Source organism: Brevibacterium ammoniilyticum, assembly GCF_038429965.1.
Lineage (GTDB): Bacteria > Actinomycetota > Actinomycetes > Actinomycetales > Brevibacteriaceae > Brevibacterium > Brevibacterium ammoniilyticum.
The window spans coordinates 148,439-174,663 of the sequence record NZ_BAABNP010000005.1; the positions used below are offsets into that span (position 1 = coordinate 148,439).

At 69.3% G+C, this 26,225-nt stretch carries 22 protein-coding genes and 1 tRNA gene; 8 read left to right on the forward strand and 15 right to left on the reverse strand.

The window, feature by feature from the left end; translation table 11 throughout:
- Nucleotides 1-92 precede the first annotated feature (92 nt).
- Nucleotides 93-166: transfer RNA gene (locus tag AAHA49_RS07670), tRNA-Pro, on the forward strand.
- A gap of 133 nt (nt 167-299) precedes the next feature.
- Here AAHA49_RS07670 and AAHA49_RS07675 read toward each other — a convergent pair.
- Together AAHA49_RS07675 and AAHA49_RS07680 are read right to left on the reverse strand one after the other, a co-directional pair.
- Nucleotides 300-1,505: an integrase core domain-containing protein gene (locus AAHA49_RS07675; RefSeq protein ID WP_342037867.1), complete on the reverse strand. Its 1,206-nt coding sequence runs from the start codon at nt 1,503-1,505 to the stop codon at nt 300-302.
- A gap of 232 nt (nt 1,506-1,737) precedes the next feature.
- Nucleotides 1,738-2,955, reverse strand: a complete 1,218-nt coding sequence (locus tag AAHA49_RS07680) for an MFS transporter (protein ID WP_342037868.1) — start codon at nt 2,953-2,955, stop codon at nt 1,738-1,740.
- 297 nt (nt 2,956-3,252) lie between these two features.
- Between AAHA49_RS07680 and AAHA49_RS07685 the strand changes: the two genes are divergently transcribed.
- A complete protein-coding gene (locus AAHA49_RS07685) occupies nt 3,253-4,683 on the forward strand; it encodes a sugar porter family MFS transporter (RefSeq protein WP_342037921.1) in 1,431 nt (476 codons plus the stop codon).
- Between the two features lie 69 nt (nt 4,684-4,752).
- Here AAHA49_RS07685 and AAHA49_RS07690 read toward each other — a convergent pair whose 3' ends face one another.
- Nucleotides 4,753-5,322: a DedA family protein gene (locus AAHA49_RS07690; RefSeq protein WP_342037869.1), complete on the reverse strand. Its 570-nt coding sequence runs from the start codon at nt 5,320-5,322 to the stop codon at nt 4,753-4,755.
- 64 nt (nt 5,323-5,386) lie between these two features.
- Nucleotides 5,387-6,601, reverse strand: a complete 1,215-nt coding sequence (locus AAHA49_RS07695) for a metal-dependent hydrolase family protein (protein WP_342037870.1) — start codon at nt 6,599-6,601, stop codon at nt 5,387-5,389.
- Nucleotides 6,602-6,766: 165 nt separating this feature from the next.
- On the opposite strand from AAHA49_RS07695, the gene AAHA49_RS07700 reads away from it, so the two are divergent.
- On the forward strand, nt 6,767-10,720 hold the full coding sequence (locus AAHA49_RS07700; protein WP_342037871.1) for a Pls/PosA family non-ribosomal peptide synthetase: 3,954 nt from the start codon (nt 6,767-6,769) through the stop codon (nt 10,718-10,720).
- Nucleotides 10,659-12,023 (forward strand): M1 family metallopeptidase, encoded by a 1,365-nt coding sequence (locus tag AAHA49_RS07705; RefSeq protein WP_342037872.1) that lies wholly within the window; start codon nt 10,659-10,661, stop codon nt 12,021-12,023. Before AAHA49_RS07700 ends, AAHA49_RS07705 begins: the two co-directional genes overlap by 62 nt.
- Here AAHA49_RS07705 and AAHA49_RS07710 read toward each other — a convergent pair.
- The 5 genes from AAHA49_RS07710 to AAHA49_RS07730 all read right to left on the reverse strand — a co-directional run bounded on the left by AAHA49_RS07710 (nt 11,994) and on the right by AAHA49_RS07730 (nt 17,080).
- Nucleotides 11,994-12,782, reverse strand: a complete 789-nt coding sequence (locus AAHA49_RS07710) for a GNAT family N-acetyltransferase (RefSeq protein WP_342037873.1) — start codon at nt 12,780-12,782, stop codon at nt 11,994-11,996. The two genes, AAHA49_RS07705 and AAHA49_RS07710, sit on opposite strands and share 30 nt — an antisense overlap.
- On the reverse strand, nt 12,779-14,095 hold the full coding sequence (locus AAHA49_RS07715) for an MATE family efflux transporter (protein WP_342037874.1): 1,317 nt from the start codon (nt 14,093-14,095) through the stop codon (nt 12,779-12,781). Before AAHA49_RS07715 ends, AAHA49_RS07710 begins: the two co-directional genes overlap by 4 nt.
- Before the next feature lie 55 nt (nt 14,096-14,150).
- On the reverse strand, nt 14,151-15,350 hold the full coding sequence (locus tag AAHA49_RS07720; RefSeq protein WP_342037875.1) for an acetyl-CoA C-acyltransferase: 1,200 nt from the start codon (nt 15,348-15,350) through the stop codon (nt 14,151-14,153).
- Between the two features lie 101 nt (nt 15,351-15,451).
- Nucleotides 15,452-16,195: an SDR family oxidoreductase gene (locus AAHA49_RS07725; RefSeq protein WP_342037876.1), complete on the reverse strand. Its 744-nt coding sequence runs from the start codon at nt 16,193-16,195 to the stop codon at nt 15,452-15,454.
- 135 nt (nt 16,196-16,330) lie between these two features.
- Complete coding sequence (locus tag AAHA49_RS07730; RefSeq protein WP_342037877.1) at nt 16,331-17,080, reverse strand: IclR family transcriptional regulator; 750 nt, start codon at nt 17,078-17,080, stop codon at nt 16,331-16,333.
- Nucleotides 17,081-17,243: 163 nt separating this feature from the next.
- On the opposite strand from AAHA49_RS07730, the gene AAHA49_RS07735 reads away from it, so the two are divergent.
- The 4 genes from AAHA49_RS07735 to AAHA49_RS07750 are packed head-to-tail and all read left to right on the forward strand — an operon-like array spanning nt 17,244 to nt 20,107.
- Nucleotides 17,244-18,332 (forward strand): amidohydrolase family protein, encoded by a 1,089-nt coding sequence (locus tag AAHA49_RS07735; RefSeq protein ID WP_342037878.1) that lies wholly within the window; start codon nt 17,244-17,246, stop codon nt 18,330-18,332.
- Nucleotides 18,316-18,690, forward strand: coding sequence for a Rieske (2Fe-2S) protein (locus AAHA49_RS07740; RefSeq protein WP_342037879.1), 375 nt, complete (start codon nt 18,316-18,318; stop codon nt 18,688-18,690). Before AAHA49_RS07735 ends, AAHA49_RS07740 begins: the two co-directional genes overlap by 17 nt.
- Entirely contained in the window at nt 18,687-19,901 is a 1,215-nt protein-coding gene (locus AAHA49_RS07745) for an NAD(P)/FAD-dependent oxidoreductase (protein ID WP_342037880.1), read from the forward strand. The genes AAHA49_RS07740 and AAHA49_RS07745 overlap by 4 nt, the downstream gene beginning before the upstream one ends.
- Nucleotides 19,898-20,107 carry a ferredoxin gene (locus AAHA49_RS07750; RefSeq protein ID WP_342037881.1) on the forward strand — a complete coding sequence of 70 codons (210 nt, stop codon included), beginning with the start codon at nt 19,898-19,900 and terminating at the stop codon, nt 20,105-20,107. Before AAHA49_RS07745 ends, AAHA49_RS07750 begins: the two co-directional genes overlap by 4 nt.
- Nucleotides 20,108-20,157: 50 nt before the next feature.
- Here the strand turns inward: AAHA49_RS07750 and AAHA49_RS07755 are convergent, their stop codons facing one another.
- From AAHA49_RS07755 to AAHA49_RS07780, 6 genes are all read right to left on the reverse strand, one after another.
- A complete protein-coding gene (locus tag AAHA49_RS07755; RefSeq protein ID WP_342037882.1) occupies nt 20,158-20,784 on the reverse strand; it encodes an L-threonylcarbamoyladenylate synthase in 627 nt (208 codons plus the stop codon).
- 227 nt (nt 20,785-21,011) lie between these two features.
- On the reverse strand, nt 21,012-22,103 hold the full coding sequence (locus AAHA49_RS07760; RefSeq protein ID WP_342037883.1) for an AI-2E family transporter: 1,092 nt from the start codon (nt 22,101-22,103) through the stop codon (nt 21,012-21,014).
- Nucleotides 22,104-23,615 (reverse strand): ribosome biogenesis GTPase Der, encoded by a 1,512-nt coding sequence (gene der / locus AAHA49_RS07765; RefSeq protein WP_342037884.1) that lies wholly within the window; start codon nt 23,613-23,615, stop codon nt 22,104-22,106.
- Complete coding sequence (cmk, locus tag AAHA49_RS07770; RefSeq protein WP_342037885.1) at nt 23,612-24,271, reverse strand: (d)CMP kinase; 660 nt, start codon at nt 24,269-24,271, stop codon at nt 23,612-23,614. Before cmk ends, der begins: the two co-directional genes overlap by 4 nt.
- Nucleotides 24,268-25,365 (reverse strand): prephenate dehydrogenase, encoded by a 1,098-nt coding sequence (locus AAHA49_RS07775; RefSeq protein WP_342037886.1) that lies wholly within the window; start codon nt 25,363-25,365, stop codon nt 24,268-24,270. The genes cmk and AAHA49_RS07775 overlap by 4 nt, the downstream gene beginning before the upstream one ends.
- Nucleotides 25,362-26,216: a pseudouridine synthase gene (locus tag AAHA49_RS07780; RefSeq protein ID WP_425286508.1), complete on the reverse strand. Its 855-nt coding sequence runs from the start codon at nt 26,214-26,216 to the stop codon at nt 25,362-25,364. Before AAHA49_RS07780 ends, AAHA49_RS07775 begins: the two co-directional genes overlap by 4 nt.
- Nucleotides 26,217-26,225: the final 9 nt, after the last annotated feature.

A 26,225-nucleotide genomic window follows, 5' to 3' on the forward strand; every position in this document is an offset into this window, starting at 1 on the left:
TAGTTTGTCGAAGGTCACGAACGGCAATTTTGGAAGTTGGGCGACGATCGTTATAGGCTAGTCCACGTTGCCCCGGCACAGGTGCTGGACAACGGGCTATGGCGCAGCTTGGTAGCGCGCTTCACTGGGGGTGAAGAGGTCGTGGGTTCAAATCCCGCTAGCCCGACATTTGTGATGTGTCGCGACATCGTTCCTACGATGTCGCGGCACATTTCTCATTTCTGGCCCGGGTCTGTCTCCAGACATCGTTCCGGTCATCGTGCTGATGTCTCACGTCATCGTTCCGGTTATGTCTCCAGTCATCGTTCCGGTTTCTGTTTCGCCTGATAGTCCCTGCTGGGATCGATGATGTGCTCGGCGATGAGCTCACCGCTGCCGGGCGCGATGACCATCGTCTGATCGGCATGGATGAGGACGATGACGCGCACACCGGCCCACCGGCGACCGATCCCCAGATGCCGCAGTCTCCCGGCATAGCGCAGGGACACCTTCCCGTCTCGATCGACTCGGTCGTAGCGGATGCGCCATACCTGGGAGTCGAGCTCGGCGACGGGTTCGGCCTTCGGGGTTGCGTAGTACGCCTCGTCCGGGGTTCGGCGCCCGATCGCCCGGTGGGGGCGTTGGGTGTTGTAGATCAGCATGAAGCGCTGCAGTTGCGCGTTGAGCTCCTCGACGGTGTCGACGAGCCCGTCAGCGGCCAGCCAGCGTTTGAGGGTCTGGTGGAAGCGTTCGATCTTGCCTTGGGTGGTGGGGTGGTTGCGGGCACCGTTCTTCTGGTGGATCTTCAGATCGGACAGGAGTTGTTCGAACGCGTTGGGTTGGGCTCGTTTCCCGTCGTGTCCGCGGGCGAATCGGGTGGTGGGGGTACCTCCCGCTTGCGGGGGAAAGACCATCCCGTTGTCGGTCAGTGTTGATGCTGGTGGGCCGTGTTCGTCCATGGTGGTGGTGAACGTGTCGATGACGATGGGTCCGGTGATCGCGGGGTAGGCGCTGGTGTGGAGGAGTTTGCGGGAGTGGTCATCGAGCCAGGACACGATCTCGACGTCGGTGCCGTCGGTGAGAGGCCAATGGGTGAAGTCGGATTGCCAGGATTCGTTGGGGGCGTCGGCGACGAAGCGGTGCCAGGAGGAGCGGGGGCGTTTCTGGGGTTGGGGTGTGATCAGGTTGTGGCGTTTGAGGGTTCTCCAGATCGTGGACACGCTGGGTCGGGTTTCGGGTGGGAGGCGGTCCCAGATGGATTCGGGGCCGGCGTCGAGTCCTTGGTCGGTGAGTGTGTGTCGCAGGGTGAGGATCGCGTTGACGGTGGACTCGGGGATGGCTCTGGGGTTGGTGTGGGGTGTGCGTGGGCGGGGGTCGACGGCGTCGAGTCCTCCGGTGCGGAACCGGGCGAGCAGGGTGCGGATCCAGCGGGTGGACACGCCGAAGCGGGTGGCTGCTTCGGTGTGGGTGAGGCCTCCTTCGGTGATGGCGAGGATGATGCTGCGGTTCTTGTTGTGTTCGTCCATATCGGAACGATGTCGTGGGACATGGGTGGAAGTATGTCGTGACACATATGGTGGAACGATGTCATGAGAGATCAGCGGAAGGATGTCGGGAGACATACCGGAACTATGTCGTGAAACCAGACACCGCTAGCCCGACATTTTCTCAGGTGCCGTGACGTCCACAGGATGTCACGGCATTCTCGCTTTCCCGAGCGGATCCGACCAGTGCCCGCACAGGCGACGGCCCGGCACCTCACCCGTGATCCGCAGGCGCCTCCCTGCCACCCGGCGTGTCGAGGCGTCCGGCGAAGATCGTCGTCGCCAGCCCGATGACCACGAGCAGTCCGAGCCCCCAGCGCAGGCTGGCTGCCGTCGCAACGATGCCGACGAGCGGGCTCGTGGCCATGAAGCCGACCCGCATGATCCAGTTGACCAGCGTCACTCCGGCCGCCCTGCCCGCACCCGGGATGTGTGAGGCGGCGCTGAGGGCGCCCGGGACGAGCGTGGCCGAGCCGTAGCCCATCGCCGCGAGGGAGACGAGCAGCTGAACGGGACTGGTCGCCGTCGCGAGTCCGAGACCTCCTGCCGCGATGAGGATCCCGCCGAGGCGGGCGATGCGTCCCGGACCGAACCGCTGGACGAGGACGTCGCCGGTGAACCGTCCGAGACACTGTGCGCCGATGACGGTGCTGAAGCCGATGCCGGCCATGGCCACGGGAATCCCCGCGAGTTCGACGGCGGCCAGTGACGACCAGTTGTTCGCGATGTCCTCGACCGCGGTCCCGCACACTGCGACGACCGCGAGCGGCAGCGCGATGAGGAGGATCCGCCTGCGCCGGCCCGGCTCCCGGGTCCCCTGTGCTTCGGCTCCGGACTCGTCGACGAGGCGCCGACCCCAATGCGTGCCCTCGGCCCCGATGAGCCGGCGGCCGATGATGACGAAAACAATGCAGGCGGCGGCGACGATCGCGATGTGGAATCGCATATCGACTCCCGCCGAGGCGGCCGCCGTGGCGAGCGCCCCGCTGACCAGTCCCCCGAGGCTCCACACCGCATGCATCGAGGAGAGGATGACCCGCGAGCGGTTCTCCTGCACGCCGATGCCGACGACGTTCTGGGCCACGTCGACGATCGCGTCGAAGACCCCGGCGAGGAAGAGGCAGCCGGCCATCATCCACCCGCTCACCGACCACGGGGTCGCAGCGATCGCGAGGACGAGGAGGACGGTCCCGACGAGCACAACGGCGTTGGCCCCGAAGCGCGCGATGAGGCGGGCCGGGAGCACGGAGGAGGCGATGGAGCCGATCGCGAAGGAGGCGACGACGAGCCCGAACTGGAAGGACGTCAGCCCCAAGCGGTCGACGAGCATCGGATACCAGGGCAGAAGGGCGGCGAACGCGGCGCCGTTCGATCCGAAGTAGATCGCGGCTCCGGCGATGCCGGCGAATCCCGGCTCGTCCTGCTTGGCCAACCCCGTTTCCTCTCCTCGGTGCCGATGGACCGCGCACCACTCTACCCATGCCCCGCGGCACCACTCGCCCACCTCGGCGGGAGGGAAGGACACCTGCCGGGACGGGCAAGGTCACCTCGGCGAGGAGACGGATCCGGGACCCGAAGAACATTTCCCCGCCGAGGTTGACCCCCAAGTCCGCTGACCTGGCGTAGCCTGGGTCACGATCCGAAGTCGGGGCCCGTCCCGACGCCCCAGCGCCCAAGGAGACCTCCCGTGTCCTCGTCCCAGAACCCAGCCGACAACCGGCTGCACGGAATGGAGCGGGTGTCCTCCCGCATCATCGGCATCTCGATCGCCGCCGCCCTCGGCGGCTTCCTCTTCGGCTTCGACACCGCCGTCATCAACGGCGCCGTCGACGCCCTCGCCGCGGACTTCGACCTCGGAGCCGCCCTCAAGGGCTTCGCCGTGTCCTCCGCACTCATCGCGTGCGCGATCGGCGCATGGTTCGCCGGCAGCCTCGCCAACCGCTTCGGCCGCCTGCCGGTCATGGTCGTCGCCGCGATCCTCTTCTTCGCCTCGGCGATCGGCTCGGGGCTGGCCTTCGGCGTCACCGACCTCATCATCTGGCGCATGGTCGGCGGGCTCGGCGTCGGTGCGGCCTCGGTCATCGCCCCCGCCTACATCGCCGAGGTGTCGCCCGCCCGGGTGCGCGGTCGCCTCGGCTCGCTGCAGCAGCTGGCGATCGTCACCGGCATCTTCGCCGCCCTGCTCTCCAATGCGCTGCTCGCCTCCGTCTCCGGCGGGGCGGCCGCACCGTTCTGGTTCGGCATCGACACGTGGAGGTGGATGTTCATGGTCGAGGCGGTCCCCGCCCTCGTCTACGGTCTCGCGGCCCTCGGCCTGCCCGAGTCCCCGCGCTTCCTCGTCGCCCGTGGCCGGGAGGATGAGGCGGCGAAGGTGCTGCGCGACTTCACCGGCGTCGTCGACACCGATTCCCTCATCGCCCGCATCCGCTCCTCACTGCACCGGGAGGAGCGGGAGTCGTTCCGGGACCTGCTGGGCAAGCGGTTCGGTCTCAAGCCGATCGTGTGGATCGGGATCCTTCTGTCCGTGTTCCAGCAGTTCGTCGGCATCAACGTCATCTTCTACTACTCGACGACGCTGTGGAAGTCCGTCGGCTTCGACGAATCGAGCGCACTGCTGACCTCGGTGATCACCTCGGTGACGAACATCCTCGTCACGATCGTCGCGATCCTCCTCGTCGACCGGGTGGGCCGGCGGAAGATGCTGCTCGCCGGCTCCGCGCTCATGGGACTGTCTCTGGCGACGATGGCGCTCGCATTCTCCTTCGCCGAACTCGTCACCGGCGCCGACGGCACGACGAGCGCGGTGCTGCCCGCCCCATGGTCGATCATCGCCCTCATCGCCGCCAACCTCTTCGTCGTCGGCTTCGGCGCGACGTGGGGACCGCTCGTGTGGGTCCTCCTCGGCGAGATGTTCCCCAACCGCATCCGCGCCGGCGCCCTCGCCGTGGCCGCGGCCGCCCAATGGGTCGCGAACTTCGCGATCTCGACGACGTTCCCCGTATTCGCCGACATCAGCCTCACCTTCGCGTACGGCTTCTACGCGTTCTTCGCCGTCCTCTCCTTCTTCTTCGTGTGGTGGAAGGTGCCGGAGACGAAGGGCATCGAACTCGAGGACATGAGCGAGGACGCCGCCCCCGTCCACCACAAGCGCGGCAGCTGACGCAGGCAGACAATTTTGGGCGCGCCGAGGCGGTGACGCCGGGAGTCTCAGGCGGAGTCGCCGTGAGGCTCAGGCGGTGTCGCCGGCGGCCTTCGCCGAGGTGGTGCCGCGGGAAGCCGCAGGCGAATCTTCCTCGGCGCCGGTCGTCTCGTGCGGAGCCTCGTCCGGCGTCTCGTCCTTGCGCTTGAGGCCGATGATCAGTCCGCCGATCGCGAGGACGAAGCACGCGCCGAGGCCGATCGTCAGTCCCGGCGCCACCTCATAGGCCTTCGCGACGGCGCGGAAGCCGATGAGGCCGACGGTCGAGTAGATGAGCGCCCACACGGATCCCCCGACGATGAGGGCCGGGACGTAGCGCTTCGCACTCATCCCCGAGGTCCCGGCGGCGAGGTTGAGCACCGTCTGCACGCCGACCATGAGGAAGGACACGGCGATGACGGGCGCCCCGAAGCGTTCGATCATCGCCTCGGCCTTGCGGTACTTGCGTCCCGACATGATCCTCTCGACCCGGTCGATGCGCTGCATCCCCTTCCGGGCCAACCGCCCGAGCAGGTAGGTCCCGCCGGCGCGGGCGAGGATGATCCCGAAGAGGATGAGCCACGTGACCGCGATCGGCAACGACCAGTCGAGGGGATTCACGTGCGCCTCCGTGTCGGGTTCGGGTGGGTCTTCGCAACGATTCTACGCCGAAGTTAGCCTCACCTCACACGCGGGTGCCGTCGAGCCACACCTCGCTCACCCGATCCTCGATGCCGCGGACATCGGCGGTGCTCAGATCACCGTCGACGAGGACGAGATCGGCGAGCATCTCGGCGGCGATGCGTCCCCGGTCGTCGTGGCCGAGGAGTTCGGCCGCCGTCGAGGTGCCTGCGGCGAGCGCTTCGGCCCCGGAGAGACCGGCCTCGGCGAGGAGGCTGATCTCCTCGAGGTTCCTCCCGTGCGGTCCCACTCCGGCGTCGGTGCCCATGGCGATCCGCACTCCCGCCTCGTGGGCCTTCGCGATCGACTCGCGGTGGGTCTCGATGACCGAGTGGGCCTTGTCGATGACGGACTGGGGCAGGCTCGCCCCCGCCTCGGCGGCCGTGATCACGGCCTGCGGGGCCTGCAGGGTGGGCACGAGGAAGGTGCCGTTCTCGAGCATGAGGTCGATCGCCTCGTCGTCGAGGTAGATGCCGTGCTCGATCGAGCGGACCCCGGCGCGCACGGCGTTCTTGATCCCTGGAGCGCCCTGGGCATGGGACATGACGTGCGCACCCTGGGCGGCCGCCTCGGCGACGATGACGGTGATCTCCTCCTCCGTGAACTGGGAGTGCCGGGGGTCGTCCCGGGGTGAGAGCACTCCCCCGGTCGAGCAGATCTTGATGTGGTCGGCCCCGGCCCGCAGCAGCTCCCGGGTCTTCCGCTGCACGCCCTCGACGCCGTCGGCGACGCCGGAGGGGCGACCGGGGTGCGGGGAGAGGAACGGGGAGTCGGCTCCGGAGACGAGGTGGAAGTCCCCGTGCCCGCCGGTCTGGGACATGATCGTCACCGCGATCGTCATCCGCGGGCCCCTGACGACCCCGGTGTCGACGGCGACCTTGGCACCGAGGTCGGTGCCGCCGGCGTCGCGCACCGTCGTCACCCCGCCGGCCAGCGTCTCGGACATGTGGCGCACCGAGGAGTAGAACGGCAGGGAGAAGGGATTGTGGAAGTTCGAGGTGCTGTCTGCGCCGGAGCTCATGAGGTGGACGTGGCAGTCGATGATGCCGGGGATGAGGGTGCGCTCGGAGCAGTCGACGAAGGTGTCGCCGGCGTTGTGGGAGCCCTGCCCCGCCTCGGTGATCGCGGTGATCTGCGACCCGTCGACGACGACGTCGCGACGGCCGGGGATGAACCGGGTGCCGTCGAAGACCGCTGCGTTGGAAAAGACCGTGACCATTGTGCTGTGCTCCTCGCCGTTGTGGAATCTCGCCTCCTCACATCTATCACGACCCCCGCGGCCGCGTCATGTTCACTGCTCCGACACCTTGACGCAGTATGATCAGGGCCGATACTGGTCGACCCCTGTGAGAGTCGGCCCTTGGTCGCTCGATCCGGAAGAACTGTGACAGACTACGCCGCGCAATTTCCTGCTCAGCCTCGCCCCCGCGAGGACCGCACCCTCATCGACGTCCTCCTCGAGACGGCGGGCGCCCATGGCGATCAGCCCGCGATCGACGACGGCCGCACCGTGCTCAGCTACGCCGAGCTCATCGCCGAGATCAGGGATCTCGCGCTCTCACTCGCCGACGCCGGCATCGGACCCGGCGACAAGGTCGGCATCCGGGTGCCCTCAGGGTCGGTCGACCTCTACGTCTCGATCCTTGCGACGATGATGCTCGGCGCCGCGTACGTCCCCGTCGACGTCGACGATCCCGATGAGCGGGCGCGCACGGTCTTCGCCGAGGCGGCCGTGACCGGAGTCGTCACCGCGGAGCGGGCCATCGAATCCCGCAACGACCGCGGACCTCTCGACCGGTCCGCCCTGCGCAGCCCCACCCCCGACGACGACTGCTGGGTGATCTTCACCTCCGGGTCGACGGGCACCCCGAAGGGTGTGGCCGTGACCCACCGCTCGGCGGCGGCCTTCGTCGACGCCGAGGCGGCCCTGTTCTGCCAGGACGATCCGCTAGGTCCCGGCGACCGGGTCCTCGCTGGTCTCTCCGTCGCCTTCGACGCCAGCTGCGAGGAGATGTGGCTGGCCTGGCGGCACGGCGCGTGCCTCGTGCCCGCTCCCCGGGCGCTCGTGAAGTCCGGCATGGATCTGGGCCCGTGGCTGTCCTCGCGCGGGATCACCGTCGTCTCGACCGTGCCCACGCTCGCCGCCCTGTGGCCGGCCGAGGCCCTCGACGCCGTGCGCCTGCTCATCTTCGGCGGCGAGGCGGCCCCGCCCGAACTCGGCCGCAGGCTCAGCGATGAGGGCCGGGAGGTGTGGAACACGTACGGTCCCACCGAGGCGACCGTGGTCGCGTGCGCGGCGATCCTCGACGGCACCGACCCCGTGCGCATCGGCCTGCCCCTGGCCGGGTGGGCACTGGCCGTCGTCGACGCCGCAGGAGTCCCCGTGGCCGAAGGCGAGACCGGTGAGCTCATCATCGGCGGCGTCGGCCTCGCCCGCTACCTCGACCCGGCCAAGGACGCCGAGAAGTACGCTCCCATGCCCACGCTCGGCTGGGACCGGGCGTACCGGTCCGGTGACCTCGTCGTCAACGACTCCGCGGGTCTGATCTTCGTCGGTCGCGCCGACGAGCAGATCAAGCTCGGGGGCAGGCGCATCGAACTCGGGGAGATCGACGCAGCCCTCCAGGCGCTGCCCGGGGTCGAAGGTGCTGCGGCCGCGGTGAAGAAGACCCCGGCAGGCACGGACATCCTCGTCGGCTACCTCGCGACCACCTCGGCGGGAGCCGACGAACGGATCCCTGACTGGGAGGAGGCCCTGCGGGCGGAGCTGCCCGCCGCCCTCGTCCCCCGGCTCGCGCTCGTGAGCGAACTGCCGACGAAGACCTCCGGCAAGGTCGACCGCAACGCCCTGCCGTGGCCGATGGGCGGGACCGAGCAGGCCGAGGACTCGGCGGAGGCGTTCGCGCCCGAGACCGAATGGATCGCCGAGCAGTGGACGGCGGTCCTCGGCACCCGGCCGGGCACGGACACGGACTTCTTCACCGCCGGCGGCGGCAGCCTCGCCGCCGCCCAGCTCGTCTCCCGGCTGCGCCAGGAGCACCCGAGCGTGACCGTCGGCGACATCTACGCCCACCCCCGCTTCGGGGCGCTGGCGACCCTGTGCCTCGGCGATGAGGGGGCCGCGGTGCCCGCCGGTCCACAGCGCGACATCGGGCGCACCTCGAAGGGAATGCAGGCGTTCCAGACACTGCTGGCGATCCCCGTCCACATCCTCGCCGGCGTCCGCTGGGTCGTCATCGCCATGGTGCTCGCCAATGTCGCTGACCTCCTCGGCGCGGCCGTCCCCTTCACCCCATGGCCGGTCGTCATCACCCTCTACCTCGTCTTCGTCACCGCGTGGGGGCGGATGCTCATCTCCGCCCTCGCCGCCAGACTCCTCCTCGCAGGCCTCCGCCCCGGGGTCTACCCGCGTTCGGGCTGGGTGCACAAACGCCTGTGGCTGGCCGAGCACATCGCCGACATCGCCGCGGCCGTGTCCGTGGCGAGCGCACCGTGGGTGACGTGGTACGCCCGTCTGCTGGGCAACCGGGTCGGTGCGGGTGCCGACCTCCATTCGGCACCCCCGGTCACCGGGTTCCTCACCCTCGAAGCGGGGGCGGCCATCGAACCCGAAGTCGACCTCAAGGGCTGGTGGGTCGACGGGGATCTGCTGCGCATCGGGACGATCGAGGTCGGTGAGAACGCGACCGTCGGCGCCCGCTCGACGCTCATGCCCGGCACCCGGATCGGGGCGGGGGCGCTCATCGAGGCTGGGTCCGCGGTGACCGGGAAGGTCCGCCGCAACCAGATCTACTCCGGTTCCCCGGCCGTGCGCATCGGCAAGGCGAAGAAGACGTGGCCGGCCCCGCCCGAGCGCCGCCGGCTGCCGTTCCTCTTCTACGCCGCAGGCTCCCAGCTCAACGCCGCCCTGCCCTACCTCGCGGCCCTGCCGGGACTGTGGCTCATGGTCGCCGTCTCCGGCATCGAGGTCGTGGAGAATCCGTGGCTCGTCCTCGCCTGGTCCCCGCTCATCGCGTGCCTGTGGTTCGTCACGGTCGCCCTCCTCATCCTCGCCTCCGTGCGTCTGCTCGCGATCGGCATGGAGGAGGGCGAGTTCCCCGTCCGTTCGGGACGCGGCTACCGGGTGTGGGCGACCGAACGCCTCCTCGACCTGGCCCGCGACCTCCTCTTCCCCCTCTACGCCTCGATGCTCACCCCGTGGTGGCTGCGGGCGCTCGGGGCGAAGGTCGGTCCCGGCACGGAGATCTCCACCGTCGTCTTCGTCCCGAAGATGACGACGATCGCGGCCGGAGCGTTCCTCGCCGACGACACGATGGTCGCCAGCTACGAACTCGGCCACGGCTGGATGCGCGCCGGACGGGCGAAGGTCGGCAAACGCGCGTTCCTCGGCAACTCCGGCATCGCCTCCCCCGGGCGGCGGGTGCCGAAGAACGCCCTCGTCGCCGTGCTCTCCGCGGCCCCGGCGAAGGCGAAGAAGGGCTCCTCGTGGCTCGGCTCTCCCCCGGTGCAGCTGCGCCGGGCCGCCGTCGACGCCGATGAGGCGCTCACCTACGCCCCGAAGTTCGGGGTCAAGGCCGCCCGCGGGCTGTTCGAGACGATGCGGATCACCTCGGTGATGGTCGGCGGTGCCCTCGTCGCCGCGGTCATCCTCACGATCATCGCCCTCCTCGGTGTGCCGGCGGCCCTGTTCGGCGACGCCGGGCAGCAGGAGTTCTTCGCCTCGGTCGGACTCGCCCTGCTCACCTCCGGCATCGTCATGATGGCCGCCGGTGCGGTCGCGGCCGGTCTCGCCGTCATCGCGAAATGGGTGTTCGTCGGCCGCATCTCCCCCGGCGATCATCCGCTGTGGTCGTCGTTCATCTGGCGCGGCGAGGTCGCCGACTGCTTCGTCGAACTCGTCGCCGCCCCCTGGTTCACCCGCAACGCCGTGGGCACGCCTGCCATCGTGTGGTACCTGCGGGCGATGGGCGCCAAGATTGGCCACGGCGTGTGGTGTGAAAGCTACTGGCTGCCCGAGGCCGACCTCGTGCGCCTCGGCGACAATTCGACGGTCAACCGCGGCTGCGTCGTCCAGACGCACCTCTTCCACGACCGGGTGATGAGCCTCGACACCGTCGAACTCGAAGCCGGGGCCACCCTGGGACCCAACAGCGTCATCCTGCCGGCGGCGACCCTCGGGGAGAACTCGACGGTCGGGGCGACCTCGCTGGTCATGCGCGGCGAGTTCGTTCCCCCGCATGCCTACTTCAGCGGCAATCCTGTCATACCCTGGGTGGATGCCCCAGAACTTCCCGAGCGCCACCGGAACGACGACACCGCCGACCGTGTCCATGCTTGATCCCTACACCCCCGGCGTCGGCACCCCAGACCTGCACATCGACCACTACGACATCGACCTCGACTACCGGATCGGACCCAACCGGCTCGCCGGCCGCGCCCGGCTCACCGGTCGGGTGCTCACCGACACGACGTCGATCGTCCTCGACCTCACGGGCATGCGGGTGACGAAGGCGAGCGTGAACGGCCGCAAGGTCCGCTTCACCGCCCGCGGGAAGAAGCTGCGCCTGACGACGGAGCCGCTCGCGCGCAACCAGCCGGTGCGCATCGACATCGCGTATGCGGGCAACCCGCAGCCGGCCATCGGGACGTGGGGCGACATCGGCTGGGAGGAGCTCGAGGACGGGGTCCTCGTCGCCGGACAGCCGATCGGGGCCTCGACGTGGTTCCCGTGCAACGACCATCCCTCGAACAAGGCGAAGTTCCGGATCACCGTGCTCACGGAATCCGAGTACACCGTCGTCTCCAACGGCGAGCTCACCGACAAGGTCCGCAAGGCCGGACGCACCGCGTGGACGTACCAGTCGACGACGCCGCTCGCGACATATCTCGCGACCGTGCAGATCGGCCGCTACCGGCAGGGCCCCATCGCGGTGCCGGTCGGGGCCGCGCCGAGTCCCGTCCCGCTCGGACTCTTCGCCGGACAGCACTGGCACACCGCGGCCCTGCGCCTGCCCGTCCAGCACACGATGATGAATGTCTTCGTCGACCTCTTCGGGCCCTACCCGTTCGACCGCTACGACGTCGTCGTCACCGATGAGGAGCTCGAGATCCCCCTCGAGTCGCAGCCGCTGTCCGTGCTCGGACCCAACCATCTCGGTCCCGAATGGGAGTCCGAGCGTCTCATCGCCCACGAACTCGCCCACCAGTGGTTCGGCAATTCGCTCACCCCCAGGACCTGGTCGGACATCTGGCTCAACGAGGGCTTCGCGTGCTACGCTGAGTGGCTGTGGTCGGAGGCCTCGGGCCGGATGAGCGCCCACGACTGGGCAGTGGCCTGGTACGAGTCGCTGGCGGTCTCGCCCCAGGACATCATCCTCGGCGATCCCGGCGGACCGGGCATGTTCGACGACCGTGTCTACAAGCGCGGGGCCCTGTGCCTCCATGCCCTGCGGGTCAGCCTCGGCGACACCGTCTTCTTCGAGGGGGTGCGGGAGTGGACGACCCGTCACCGCCACGGCAACGTCGACACCGCCGACCTCATCGCGTGCTTCTCGAAGGTCGCCGGCCGGGACATGGCCGAGGTCGTCGATCCCTGGCTCTTCGGTGCAGCCCTACCGCAGCTGCCGCACCAGCAGGTCTGAGTCCCCGTTGCGTCCGACGGTGGCGAAGCCCTCGTCGAGGTAGAGGCTCTTCGCGCCGTTGCCGTCCTCGACGGCGAGGCTGACCGCCTCGACTCCGCTCATCCGTGCCAGGGTGAGGAGGACGGTGAGCAGGGCCCGCCCGATGCCCTCACCCTGGTGGTCGGGCAGGACCGCGATCGAGAGTTCGGGGATGTCGGCGGCCACCCACCCGTAGCCCGCGAAGGGGTCGTCCGCTGGTTCGGAGTCGTCCGCTGGTTCGGGGTCATCCGTCGCCGAGGCGGTCGCGTCGTCGGACTCGGACGTGCCGTCGGACTCGGCGTCCGCCTCGGCGGGGTCGGACTCGGCGTCCTTCCCGGAGCCGGCATCCGCCTCGGCGAGGACATCGGAGGGCACGGTCCGGCCGGCCTCCGAGGGATCCTCACTCAGCCCCGCCGCGAACGCGGCATCGGCCGGGGCGCCGTCTCCGGCGTCGACCCCGCCGTCCTCGGCCAGACGCAGCCAGGCGAGGCCGACGATCTCCTCACCGGTCTCGTCGAAGCAGGCCACGGCGAGATCCCCGGGTCGCCCCCAGCCGGCGAAGTAGTGGCGGGCATCGGCTCGGTGGACGAGATCCTCGCGCGGGATCGTCGGCGCGTCCATCGACCAGTTGAAGCAGAGGTCGAGGAACGGCAGGAACGTCTCCTCGGGGGTGTCGGCCGGCAGGGGACGGATCCGCGCGCGCAGATCCGGCGCGGATTCGGGGGTGTCGGTGCTGCTCATGTGATTCCCTTCTCGACCGCGGTGCGGATCCACCGGTGGTTCCGGACTCGCCACCCGAGCGTGATCGCCCGGAGCCCGACGAAGCCGAGGCAGAACGCCGCCCACAGCCCCTGCGCGCCGGGCACGAGTCCGGTGATCGGACCGAGCAGGAGCACATAGCCGATCACCGCGACCAATTGTGCCAGAGCGAGATAGCGGGCGTCCTCGGCCCCCATGAGGACGCCGTCGAGGACGAAGACGTACCCGGCCACGGGCATGCTCACCGCGAGGATGGGCAGGAGGCCTGTGAGCACGGCAATGACGCCGGGGTCGGAGGAGAACGCGTACGGGATGAGGCCCGAGCCGGCGATGAGGATGAGGCCGACGACGACGCCGAAGCCGATGCCCCAGGCGATGAGGCGACGGTTGATCGCGGCGACGACGTCGACGGCCCTCGCCCCGAGCTGGAGGCCGATGAGCGCCTGCCCGGCGATCGCCAGGGAGTCGAGGGCGAGCGCGAGGGCGAAGAAGATCGACTGGGCGACCTGGATCGCGGCGAGCTGCGTCGTCCCCAGCGCGGTGGCGAGGACGACGAGGATGATGAGGGAGGCCCGCAGGCTCGCATTGCGCAGCAGCAGCCAGCCGGAGGTCTTCGCCGAGGTGAGCACCCCCGCCCAGTCGGGACGGAAGCTCGCGTGGAAGCGGCGGGCCGCCCGCAGGGCGATGAGGATGTAGACGGCGCACATGCCGGCCTGGGCGATGACGGTGCCGAGCGCGGACCCGGCCACACCCATGCCGAGACCGTAGATGAAGAGGGCGTTGAGGCCGATGTTGGCCACGCAGCCGAGAGCGGCGACGACGAGCGGGGTGCGGGTGTCCTGGAGTCCGCGCAGCAGCCCGGTCGCGGCGATGACGACGAGCATGAACGGCAGACCCCACCACGAGATCGCGAGGTAGGACTGGGCTCCTGCGGCGATCGCGGGGCTGGGCCCGAAGGCGGCGATCGCCGTGCCCAGCAGCGGCAGGCCGACGGCGAGGAGGACCACCGAGGTGGCCAGCGCCAGCCAGATCCCGTCGAAGCCCGCCCCGACCGCGCCCCGCGTGTCGCCGGCGCCCATCCGCTTGGCCACCCGCGGCGTCGTCGCATACGCGAGGAAGACCATGAGCCCGAGCACCGTCTGGAGGATCGTCGAGGCGATCGCGAGCGAACCGAGGGCGTCCGCGCCGAGGTGGCCGACCATGGCCGTGTCCGTGAGGAGGAAGATCGGTTCGGCGATGAGCGCGCCGAGCGCCGGCAGCGCCAGCCGGATGATGTCCCTGTCGATCGCTGCCACGACAGCGAGTCTAGCGAATCGGCACCGGGTCGCAGGCTGCCGGGCCCGGCTCGGCTCAGACGACTTCGAAGAGTCCCGCGGCTCCCTGCCCGCCGCCGATGCACATCGTCACGACGACGTACTTCACACCTCGGCGCCTGCCTTCGATGAGGGCGTGGCCGACGAGGCGGGCCCCGGTCATCCCGTACGGGTGGCCCACGGAGATGCCGCCGCCGTCGACGTTGTAGCGGTCGGGGTCGATGCCGAGCCGGTCACGGCAGTACAGGGCCTGGACGGCGAAGGCCTCGTTGAGCTCCCACAGGCCGATGTCGTCGATCGTCAGCCCGTGGGCGTCGAGGAGCTTGGGCACGGCGAAGACGGGACCGATGCCCATCTCGTCGGGGGCGACTCCGGCCACGGCCATGCCGCGGTAGATGCCGAGCGGGGTCAGTCCCCGCCGGGACGCCTCGGCATCGGACATGAGCACGGACGCCGAGGCGCCGTCGGAGAGCTGGGAGGCGTTGCCCGCGGTGACCGAGGGCACCGTCGAGGCGACCCCGGGGTCGAGGACGGGCTTGAGCTTCGCAAGCCCCTCGAGCGTCGTCTCGGGGCGGTTGCCCTCGTCCTTCGTCAGCGTGACCTCCTGCTTGGAGGTCTCTCCCGTCTCCTTGTCGAGAACGACCTTCGTCGAGGTCAGCGGGACGATCTCGTCATCGAAGCGACCGGCGGCCTGCGCGGCCGCGGTGCGCTTCTGCGATTCGAGGGAGTAGGCGTCCTGGTCCTCGCGGGAGACCCCGTAGCGTTCGGCGACGACCTCGGCGGTCGCGAGCATCGGATAGTAGATGCCGGGCACGTTCTCCTCGAGCCACGGATCCTTCGCCCGGTAGGTGTTCATGTGCTCGTTCTGGACGAGGGAGACGGATTCTACGCCGCCGCCGACGGCGATTCGCTGCCCGTCGACGATGATCTGCTTCGCCGCGGTCGCGATCGCCATGAGCCCCGAGGCGCACTGCCGGTCGACGGACATGCCGGCCACGGTGACGGGCAGTCCCGCCCGCAGACCGGCCTGCCGGCCGATGTTCGTGCCCTGGCTGCCCTGTTGGAGGGCCGAGCCGATTATGACGTCGTCGACCTCACCGGCCTCGACGCCGGCCCGCTCCACGGCGTGGGCGATCGCGTGCCCGGCGAGCTCCTGGGCCTGGGTGTCGTTGAATGCTCCGCGGTAGGCCCGTCCGATCGGGGTGCGGGCGGTGGAGACGATGACGGCGTCGACCATGGTGTGGCTCCTTCGTGGACGTGTCTGCGGTACGGGATTCGGCGTTGGTGGGTGCGGGTGCGGCTCGGGCCGGGGTCCGGTCTGAGTGCCCGGGGCCGGAGTCATTCCTTCGGGCCGCCGGCGACGTAGATGACCTGCCCGGAGACGAAGCCTGCGCCCTCGGAGACGAGGAACGCCGCGGTGTTCGCGATGTCCTCGGGGTGTCCTGCCCGGCCGACGGGGATCTGGCTGATCGCGGCCTTCTTGAAGTCCTCGAAGTCGACGCCGACGCGGTCGGCCGTCGCCTTCGTCATGTCGGTCTCGATGAATCCGGGGGCGATCGCATTCGCCGTGATCCCGAACTTCCCGAGTTCGATCGCCCAGGTCTTCGTCATCCCCTGGATGCCGGCCTTCGCCGCGGAGTAGTTCGTCTGCCCGCGGTTGCCCAGCGCCGAGGTCGAGGACATCGAGACGATCCGCCCGAACTTCTCGGCCACCATGTGCTCCTGGACGGCCTTGGCCATGAGGAACGCCCCGCCGAGGTGGACGGAGAGCACCTTCTCGAACTCCTCGTAGGTCATCTTGAACAGCAGGTTGTCACGGAGGATCCCGGCGTTGTTGATGAGCACGGTGGGCGCGCCGAGGCGGTCGGCCACCTCGGCGACGGCACCGTTGACCGAGGTCTCGTCGGAGACGTCGGCATCGAGACCGATCGCCTCTCCCCCGGCGGCGGTGATCGCTGCGACGGTGTCCTCGGTCGGACCCATGTCGAGGACGGCGACCCTATGGCCCTCGGCGGCGAGCTTCTTCGCGATCGCGGCGCCGATGCCGCGTCCGCCTCCGGTGACGATTGCTGTACGTGCCATGCGGGATCCCTCCGGGAGTCAGGTGCTGGGTTGCTCGGGGCCGCCGGGGTGGTTGATACACCGGGGTGCGTGATGCACCTCTCACTGCGGCCACGACTCACTCTAGCCCAGAAACGCTCCTGAACGAATGATTGCTCACTGGCCGGACGGACGCCGCAGACCCAGAGCCTCACTGATCGTCGCCGCGGCCGCCACGACATCGCCGGCGGCAGCCTCCAGTCGCTCGGCGGACAGTCGATACTCGGGCCCGCTGATGCTCAGTGCCGCCACGCACCGCCCGAGATGATCGCGGACAGGGGCCGCGACACCGCTGAGCCCGAGCTCCATCTCGCTCTCGGCTGTCGCCCATCCCCGGCGGCGCACCTCGGCGATCTCAGCGTCGAGCTCCTTCCGCGTGGTCAGGGTGCGGTCGGTCTCTCGGGTGAGCTCGGCGGGTCGGCCCTCGGCGAAGGCCATGAGCACCTTGCCGTCGGAGGAGGCGTGGAGGGGTGCGCGTCGACCGATCCACTGGCGCGCGGAGATGAGGTGGGGGCCGTCGACCTGCGCGACGTCGACCGCCTCGCCCTGGTCGAGGGTCGAGAGCACCACGGTCTCCCCCGTGGCCCCCGCTAGTGCGTCCATCGTCGATCGCGCCGCGGTGATGAGATCGACCGAGCCCCGAGCCATCGTTCCGAGTCGCACGAGCTCGGGTCCCAGACGCCAGGCGTCCCCGCCGGGCACACGTTCGAGGAAGCCACGCTCGGCCAGGGTGCCCACGAGTCGCGACACCGAACTCGGATGGACATCGAGCGCCGTCGCGAGCGCCCTGACCGTCAGTTCGCGGGAGTCGTCGCTGAAGGCCTGCAGCAGCTGCAGCGCACGATCCACCGTCTCCAGTTTCCTCATGGTCTCCAGATCGTAGCATCGGCGCCACCAGGCAGAACGGAACGGCGGTCGCACCCGGCCTGCACCCGATCGGAATTCGCTCTTGACGACCCCTCCCGCGGATGTCACTCTGGTATCGCCATATGTACCCATTGTTGCCCATATGGCAATTAAGGAGTATCCTGTGATCGACTGCGACGTCCACAACAGCTGGACCTCGGCTGAGGTTCTGCTCGACTATCTCGACCCTGCCTTCCGGGAGTATCTCGACCGAGGCGAGATCCCCGGGCCGCGCGGGGCCTTCCCCCACGCGCATCGCCCGTGGCTCCACCCGGAGGGCTTCATGCGCTACGACGCCGTGCCCCCGTCCGGAGTGACCCCGGGTGCCGACCTGCCGTTCTTGGCCGAGCAGCTGCTCGATCGGTACTCGATCGACTATGCCGTGCTCACCGGCGACGAGAGCATCGAGGTCTCGACGCTGGCCAACCCGTACTACGCCCAGGCGCTGGCCAGCGCCTACAACGACTGGATGATCGAGAACTGGCTCTCGGCCGACCCGCGTCTGCGGGGATCTCTCATCGTCGCACCGCAGAACCCGCAGCTCGCCGCCGCCGAGATCCGGCGCCTCGGCGACCATCCCGACATCGTCCAGGTCCTCGTCTCCAGCGGCTCCCAACGGCCGTACGGCGATCCCTTCTTCCACCCCATCTGGGAGGCCTGTTCGGAGTACGATCTGCCGTTCGCGGCCCACCTCGGCGGGCAGGGCGGTCTCAACTCCACGCCGATCGCGTGCGGCCCCACGACGTTCTTCTGGGAGACCCACGCCCTCCTCTGCGAGACCGGGATGGCGCACCTGGGCAGCACGATCGCCCACGGCGTGTTCGAGAAGTGGCCCAATGCGAGGCTGATCCTCATCGAATGCGGCGTCGCCTGGGTGCCCCCGGTCCTCTGGCGCCTCGATGAGGACTTCCGCGCGCTGCGCAAGGAGACGCCGTGGCTCAGACGCCTGCCCAGTGAGTACGCCCGCGACCACATCCGGCTGACCACTCAGCCCCTCGAGGTGCCGAACTCCCCGCAGGCGCTGTGGCCGGCGCTGGCCGACATCGGCGCCCAGGACATGCTCATGTTCGCCTCCGACTACCCGCACTGGGACTTCGACGATCCCAACTTCATCCGACTGCCCGAGGACTGGCGTGAGGCCGTCCTCGACGGCAATGCGCGGTCGGTGTACCGGCTGCCGGCACAGGAGGTCGTCGATGAGCTCGCCGGCTGAGACGAGGCGGGACGGTCATCCGGTGTGCACCGTCGACGAGCTCGCGCCCGGTCAGCGGCGGATCGTCGAGGTGGAGGGCCGCAGCATCGGCGTCTTCAACGTCGCCGGTCGGTTCTACGCCCTCCACAACGGCTGCCCGCACAAGGGCGGCGCCCTGTGCGAAGGCCCGATCTGCGGAACCACGATGCCGACCCAGGGCACGGACTTCGAGTACGGTCGCGACGGCAGCATCGTCCGCTGCGCGTGGCACGGTTGGGAGTTCGACATCACCACCGGAGAGGCACTCGCCGACCCCAAGTTCAGGGCCCGCCGCTACCCGGTTAGAGTCGACGGCGAACAGGTGGTGATCGAACTGTGAGGTCTCAGCGCACCGTCATCATCGGCGGCGGCGTCGCCGCCCATCGCTGCGCGACCGTGCTGGCGGCCTCCGGTCGGGCGGGAGAGGTCACGGTGATCAGCGACGAACGCACCGCGCCCTATGACCGCACCCTGCTGTCGAAGGAGTTCCTCTCCGGGGCAGTCGCGGCGGAGGACACTCTGCTGCAGCCGGGAGGCTACGAGGACGCCGGGGTCGAGATGGTCCTCGGACGCCGGGCTGTGACGCTTGACCCGCAGGCGCATCGCGTCGAGCTCTCAGACAGCAGTGCGATCGGCTACGACAGTCTCGTCATCGCCACCGGGGCCCATGCCCGGCGCACGGTGCCGGGGCTCCTCACCGACCCCCGGATCCATGTGCTGCGCGATCTTCCCGACGCCCGCGCCCTGCGCAGTCAGCTTCCCGGGCTGCGACGGCTCATCGTCGTCGGTGCAGGCTTCGTCGGCTGCGAGGTCGCCTCGACCGCGGCGTCCCTCGGCTGCGAGGTCGTCATCGTCGACCGCAGCGCCAGGCCGCTCGCCGCCGCGGTCGGTCATGCTGCCGCCGAGCGCATGGCGGAACGTCACCATGCCAAGGGGGTGCGCTTCCTCGGCGGTCGTGCGGTCGCCCTGTGCTCGACGGACTCCGGTGTCGACGACATGCTCGGCGACGGCACGCATCTGAGCGGCGACGCCGTGCTCGTCGGCACGGGCATCGTCCCCAACGATCGGTGGTGCCCGACCGTCACCGACCTCGTCGACGAGACCTCCCGCCTCGGCGGCATCAGCGTCGATGCCTACGGCCGCACGGGTGTTGCCGATGTCTTTGCCGCCGGCGACTGCACCCGACGATGGAGTCCCCGGACACGGTCGTGGCTGCCCGGCGGTCACTGGCACACGGCTGCCGAGCACGGTGCGGCAGCGGCGAGGACCGTCCTCGCCGAAGGGGAGGTCGCCGACCTCGAACCGTTCGACCCTGTCCCCTACTTCTGGTCGCATCAGCACGGGCTGCTCGTGCAGTGGTTGGGTCAGGTGCCGCCGGGAACTGACATCGACTGCCTCGACGTCGAGTTCGACGACGGTGAGGCCGAAACGTTCATCGCCCACTACCGGCACCGGGGACGTCCCGTCGCCGCCCTCGTCGTCGGCAGGCCCCGAGAGTTCGCCGCACTGCGGCGGGAGTTCACCGTCCGACACACAGAGAGCGCAGCATGATGTCGAATCCTGAGAAGGTCACCGTCGAGGAGCCCATCTGCATCGGCTCGGGCAGCTGCGCACGGCTCGCCCCCGGCTGGTTCAGGATGGATGAGGCCCGCGGTGTCGCCGTGGTCACCGACGACGTCGACGACCGGGACCCCGCCCGATTGGAACTCGCCGAACGCACGTGCCCGGTCGGGGCGATCATCATCGAGAGCACCTGAGGATCGGTGCCCGGTTCGCCGAGGCGGTCCTGCCACCTCGGCGAGGAACCCTACTCGTCGAGGAAGCGGGAGACGTCACCGGCGCCGACGCGGGCGACCTCCGGGTACTTGCCCGTGAAGTCGATGACCGAGGTGGGCACGACGCCCGGGGTGCCCGACTCGATGACGACGTCGACGTCGTGGCCGATCTGGTCCATGACGTCCTCGGCCTCGGTGAGCGGGTCCTCATCGCCGGGCAGCAGGAGTGTCGAGGAGAGGATCGGCTCCCCCATCGCCTCGACGAGGGCCAGTGCCGTGGTGTTCTGCGGGATGCGCGCGCCCACCGAGTGCTTCTTCGGGTGCATCATCCGGCGCGGGACCTCCTTCGTCGCCTTCATGATGAAGGTGTAGGGACCCGGCGTCATCGACTTGATCGCCCGGAAGTCCGAGTTGTCGACGATGACGAACTGGCCCAGCTGGGCGAAGTCGTGGCACATGAGCGTGAAGTGGTGCTTCGAGTTGAGCTGGCGGATGCGGGTGATGCGCTCGATGCCCTCTTTGTTCTCGAGCGCGCAGCCGAGCGCGTAGCACGAGTCCGTGGGGTAGGCGATGAGTCCGCCGTCGCGGAGGACCTCAGCGGCCTTGGTGATGAGTCGGGGCTGGGGGTTCTCGGGATGGATCTGCAGCAATGTCGCCATAGTCCATGGTAGTCACGCGTGCCGCCGATTGTCAGCGACGCCGACAGCGGCATCCGTCCGTGCCGATCCACGCGGAGCACGGAAATCGACGCCCCCACGATCCGCCGCACCGCCGATCCACGCCAGGCACGAAATCAGCGCCGCCCGCGACGCGGAAATCCGGCCCCGCGTGGATCGACAGAATGTCGCCGAGGCGGCCGACCGGAAACCCAAGTCAGTGCGCCGGGTCAGTGGACGGGGGTGTGGGCCGTCTTGGGGTCGGAGGCGAGCAGGATGTTGACCCACCGCGCCTTCGGGTCGGCGTCGACGAGGAGCGCCTTGACGAGCAGGGTCGCGGGCAGCGCGAGCAGGGCACCGAGCCATCCGAGCACCCACACCCAGAAGAGCAGCGAGAGGAACGAGACGAGCGGGGTCACCCCGACGGACTCTCCCGTGAACTTCGGCTGGATGATCGCCTGGATGACGAAGTTGAGCACACAGTATGCGACGATCACCCACAGCGCCGACTGCCAGCCGCTGTCGACGAGGGCGAGCAGGGCCGGCGGGATGAGGCCGATGACGAAGCCGATGTTGGGGATGTAGTTGGTGAGGAACGCGAGCACACCCCACACCCACACGAGCGGGACGTCGATGATCGCGAGCGCCACGACGTCGAGGATCGCGACGATGAGACCGAAGATCGTCGCGACCACCCAGTAGCGGCGCACGCCGGTGGCGAATCCGCCGAGGGCCTGCGCGAGCGACGGCTTGGCGTCCCGCAGCATCCCCATCCGCATGCCCACGCCCATCGAGTCCATCGCGACGAAGAAGACCGCCATGATCACCGTGGTGAGCAGGCCCGCGCCGAGGGAGATGTTCGTCAGCAGCGGGGTGATCGCATCGAGGATCGACCGGACGTTGAACTGCCGCAGCTGCGCCTCGAGCAGGTTCGAGGTCACCCCGAGGTCCGAGAGCATCGACATGAGACTGTGGTACGTCGCCACGAGCTCGCTGCCGTAGCTGGGGATGAGGATGACGAGTTCGGCGATCGACCACGCCGTGAGCCCGAAGAACGCGAGGATCATGAGCAGCACGAGGACGACGGACACGCACGCCCCGATCGCCCCGGGCACCCCGCGCTTGGTGAGGAGCCGCTGCACAGGATAGACGACGATGTAGAAGTTGAGCGCGAGGAAGACGGGGGCGACGATCTCCTGGAGTCCCCGGAAGAAGGTCAGAGCGTAGGCGAGGCCCGCGATGGTGAGGACGACAGCGAGCGCTCTCGCAGGCGGCCGGGCATGCCATGGTGGGGCTGCCTTCGGCTCAGCGCCTTCGCTCATCTACCGACCTCGTCTCTTCTCCCGAATCCGCATCGAGACCTCGATCGGCGTTCCTTCGAAGCCGAACGTCTCGCGCAGACGCCTGATGATGAACCGACGATACCCTGGTTCGAGGAATCCGGAGGTGAAGAGCACGAACTTCGGCGGCCGGGACTGGACCTGCGTGCCGAAGAGGATGCGCGGCTGCTTGCCTCCGCGCACCGGGTGCGGGTTCGCGGCGACGAGTTCGCCGAGGAACGCGTTGAGACGCCCGGTGGGGATGCGCTTGTCCCAGTTCTCCAGCGCGGTCTCCATCGCCGGCACGAGCTTCTCCGCGTGCCGGCCGGTCTTCGCGGAGATGTTCACCCGCGGCGCCCAGGCGACGTGGGCGAGGTCGCGTTCGATCTCGCGTTCGAGGTAGTAGCGGCGTTCCTCGTCGAGGAGGTCCCACTTGTTGAACGCGAGCACGATGGCCCGTCCCGCCTCGGCGGCGGTGGTGACGATGCGCACGTCCTGTTCGCTCAGGGGTTCCTGCGCTTCGAGGAGGACGACGGCGACCTCGGCGCGCTCGAGCGCCGTCTGCGTGCGCAGGGCGGCGTAGAAGTCCGCGCCGCTGGCCTGGTGGGCGCGCCTGCGGATGCCGGCGGTGTCGACGAAGCGCCACTGCTTCCCGCCGAGCTCGATGAGTTCGTCGACGGGATCACGGGTGGTGCCGGCGACATTGTCGACGAGCACGCGTTCGGAGCCGACGAGCTTGTTGAGCAGGGAGGACTTGCCGACGTTGGGCCGGCCGACGAGGGCGACCCTGCGGGGTCCGCCCTCCTCGATGCGGGTCTCGACCTCGGAGACCTCGGGCAGGACGGAGATCGCCTCGTCGAGGAGGTCGGCGACGCCGCGCCCGTGCAGGGCCGAGACCGACCACGGCTGGCCGAGGCCGAGGCCCCAGAGTTCGGCGGCCATGAGCTCGCCGCGTTCGTCGTCGACCTTGTTCGCGGCGAGGATGACTGGTTTCTTCTTCTTCCGCAGCATCTTCACGACCATCTCGTCGGTGGCCGTGGGCCCGGTCGTCGCGTCGACGACGAGGACGACGGTGTCGGCCATGTCGACGGCGACCTCGGACTGGATCGCGATCCGCGAGGCCATGCCCTTCGAGTCGGAGTCCCAGCCGCCGGTGTCGACGAGGGTGAAGTCCTTGCCGTTCCACTCCGCCCGGTAGCTCACTCGGTCGCGGGTGACGCCGGGAACATCTTCGACGACGGCTTCACGGCGGCCGAGGATGCGGTTGACGAGGGTGGACTTGCCGACGTTGGGCCGGCCGACGATCGCGAGGACCGGATCGGCCCCGTGGGCCTCCTCCTCTTCGATCTCGAAGCCGAGGGTGTCGAGCAGCGCCCGGTCCTCGTCCTCGAGTTCGTAGCTCTCGAGTCCGGCCTCGAGCGCGGTCGCCCGCTGCTCGGCCTCTTCGTCGCTGATCTGCCCGAGGCGCTCGGCGAGCGCCTCGTCGGGGGTCTCGTGGAATTCCTCGTCGGTCATTCTGCGTCCTTCACCAGGTCGAGCACGGTCCCCACGACCTGCTCGAAGTTCAGATCGCTCGTGTCGAGGGTGAAGACGCCCTCGGCGGCGGTGAGGAAGCTCGTCGTGGCCGCATCCTTCGCGTCACGGCCGGTGACCAGGTTCGCGGTGGCGGCGACCGCCTCGGCATCGGCACTGCCGTGGACCTCCTTGGCCCGGCGGGCCACACGGACGTCGTCGCGGGCGGTCATGAGGATGCGCACGGGCGCGTCGGGGGCGACGACGGTCGTGATGTCACGGCCCTCGACGACGATGCCGGGGGTGGCGGCCGCGATGATCTCGCGCTGCCGCTCGATGAGCTCGGCCCGGGCATCGGGGACGGAGGAGACGGTCTGGACGTTCTCGGAGACCTCGGCGCTGCGGATCTCTTCGGTCACGTCGATGCCGTCGACGGAGACGGAGAACTCGTCGGGGTCGGTGGAGATCTCGAGGTCGGCGCCGCGGACCTGTTCGAGGACGTCGACGGGATCGGTGACCCCGCGGCTGAGCGCCAGCCACGCCATCGCCCGGTACATCGCACCCGTGTCGAGGTACGCGTAGCCGAGCCGACGGGCGACCTCCTTCGCAGTGCTCGACTTGCCGACCCCGCTGGGTCCGTCGATGGCGACGACGCTCATGTGGTTCCTTCCTTCTCGATGGCGGATTCGGGGATCCGCCATCCCAGTGACTGCAGTCCGGTTTCGAGGTCGCTCGCGTTCGCCGGCATCACCGAGACGTCGACGATGCCGAGCCTGCGCCCGGGAGCGTGGTCCATGCGGAAGTCCTCGACGTTGATGCCGAGGTCCCCGATGTCCTTGAACAGGGAGGCCAGCGTCCCCGGCGTGTCGGGGATGAGGACCGTGACGACAGCATATGCCGTCGGGGCCTGTCCGTGCTTGCCGGGGATCCGGTCGTGCCCCTCATTGCCGTGCGCGATCGTCCGTGCGATCGCCCCGGTCGATCCGGGTCCGAGTTCGAGGGCCTCGATGACCGTGTCGAGTTCGGTGCGCAGGGCCACGAGGACGGCCCTGACCTCCTCGGCGTTGCCGGCCAGGATCTGCGTCCACAGGCCCGGTTCGGAGGCGGCGATGCGGGTGACGTCGCGCAGTCCCTGGCCGGCCAGGGCCACCTCGTCGAGGGGGGCATGGCGCAGCTGGGAGGCGACGAGGGAGGACACGACCTGTGGGACGTGGGAGACCTTCGCGACCGCGGCATCGTGGATGCCGGGATCGAGGTGGGTCACCGAGGCGCCCGTGGCCTCGGCCATCTCCTCGACCTCGCGGAGGCGGTGGGTCGGGGTGTCGGCGTCGGAGCAGATCACCCAGGGGCGGGCGATGAAGAGGTCGGGCCGGGCCGAGATCGCCCCCGACTTCTCCCGCCCGGCCATCGGGTGGCAGCCGATGTAGCGGTCGAGCTCATCAGCGGTGACGAGGTCCCGGACGGTCTCGAGGAGACGGGTCTTGATGCTCGCGACATCGGTCACCGTCGCCTGCGGGTAGTCCCGCAGCGCCTGCGCGATGACGGCGGCGGCGACGTCGGGCGGGGTGCCGACGACGACGATGTCGGGGTCGATCGGCTCACCGGCGGTGTACGGGCGTCCCGCGCCGAGGTCGGCGGCGAGCTGCTGGGCCGTGGGCGAGGTGTCCTCGAGGGTCACCGTGTGCCCGCGCCCGGTCAGCGCGAGGCCCAGGCTCGCACCGAGCAGCCCGGTGCCGATGATGTGGACTCTCACAGGTCGACGGCCTCGAAGAGCTCGCCGATCTCGTCCGAGCGCAGGGGACGGATCTTGCCCTGCCGCTGCTCGGCGAGCGCGATCGGCCCGAACTGGGTGCGCACGAGGCGTTCGACGGGGTTGCCGATCGCTGCGAGCAGGCGGCGCACGACCCGGTTGCGTCCCGAGTGGAGGGTGAGTTCGACGACGGAGCGGCCGGGGGTGGAGTCGACGAGGCGGAACTCGTCGACCTTCACGATGCCGTCGTCGAGTTCGATGCCGGCTTTCAGCCGTGCGCTCGCGTCCTTCGCGAGCTGGCCCTTGACCTGCGCGAGGTAGGTCTTGGGGATCTCGTAGCGCGGGTGGGCGAGGCGGTTGGCCAGCTCCCCGTCGTTCGTGAGCAGGATGAGGCCCTCGGTGTCGGTGTCGAGGCGACCGACGTGGAAGATCCGCTCCGCGCGGTTGCCGACGTAGTCGGCGAGGTTCTTCCGGCCCTCGGGGTCCTTCATCGTCGAGACGACTCCCGCGGGCTTGTTGAGAGCGAGGTAGACCTTCTGCGTCGACGTGGAGATCCGCAGCGTGTCGACGTAGACGGACTGCGTCTCGGGGTCGATGCGGGTGCCGAGTTCGGTGACGATGTTCCCGTCGACCTCGACCCGGCCGTCGAGGATGAGCTGCTCGCAGGCCCGACGTGAGCCCAGTCCCGCCTCGGCGAGGACCTTCTGCAGGCGCACTCCCCCGCTGACGTGGGCGTCCGAGGTCTCACCCGTGCCGGTGGGCGCCTTCTTCGTGCTGGCGCGCTGCTTGCGGCTGGGACGGTTGCTGCGCCCGCCGGGCGCCCTGGGATCGCGGTAGGGACTCATGGGGACCATTGTCTCAAA

Coding starts and splice junctions, on each gene's coding strand:
- AAHA49_RS07705 (WP_342037872.1), top strand. CDS start 10,659: ATGCCCCAGAACTTCCCGAGCGCCACCGGAACGACGACACCGCCGACC.
- AAHA49_RS07710 (WP_342037873.1), bottom strand. CDS start 12,782: ATGAGCAGCACCGACACCCCCGAATCCGCGCCGGATCTGCGCGCGCGG.
- AAHA49_RS07780 (WP_425286508.1), bottom strand. CDS start 26,216: ATGGTCCCCATGAGTCCCTACCGCGATCCCAGGGCGCCCGGCGGGCGC.
- AAHA49_RS07750 (WP_342037881.1), top strand. CDS start 19,898: ATGATGTCGAATCCTGAGAAGGTCACCGTCGAGGAGCCCATCTGCATC.
- AAHA49_RS07730 (WP_342037877.1), bottom strand. CDS start 17,080: ATGAGGAAACTGGAGACGGTGGATCGTGCGCTGCAGCTGCTGCAGGCC.
- AAHA49_RS07725 (WP_342037876.1), bottom strand. CDS start 16,195: ATGGCACGTACAGCAATCGTCACCGGAGGCGGACGCGGCATCGGCGCC.
- AAHA49_RS07755 (WP_342037882.1), bottom strand. CDS start 20,784: ATGGCGACATTGCTGCAGATCCATCCCGAGAACCCCCAGCCCCGACTC.
- AAHA49_RS07685 (WP_342037921.1), top strand. CDS start 3,253: ATGGAGCGGGTGTCCTCCCGCATCATCGGCATCTCGATCGCCGCCGCC.
- AAHA49_RS07760 (WP_342037883.1), bottom strand. CDS start 22,103: ATGAGCGAAGGCGCTGAGCCGAAGGCAGCCCCACCATGGCATGCCCGG.
- cmk (WP_342037885.1), bottom strand. CDS start 24,271: ATGAGCGTCGTCGCCATCGACGGACCCAGCGGGGTCGGCAAGTCGAGC.
- AAHA49_RS07740 (WP_342037879.1), top strand. CDS start 18,316: ATGAGCTCGCCGGCTGAGACGAGGCGGGACGGTCATCCGGTGTGCACC.
- AAHA49_RS07720 (WP_342037875.1), bottom strand. CDS start 15,350: ATGGTCGACGCCGTCATCGTCTCCACCGCCCGCACCCCGATCGGACGG.
- AAHA49_RS07675 (WP_342037867.1), bottom strand. CDS start 1,505: ATGGACGAACACAACAAGAACCGCAGCATCATCCTCGCCATCACCGAA.
- der (WP_342037884.1), bottom strand. CDS start 23,615: ATGACCGACGAGGAATTCCACGAGACCCCCGACGAGGCGCTCGCCGAG.
- AAHA49_RS07695 (WP_342037870.1), bottom strand. CDS start 6,601: ATGGTCACGGTCTTTTCCAACGCAGCGGTCTTCGACGGCACCCGGTTC.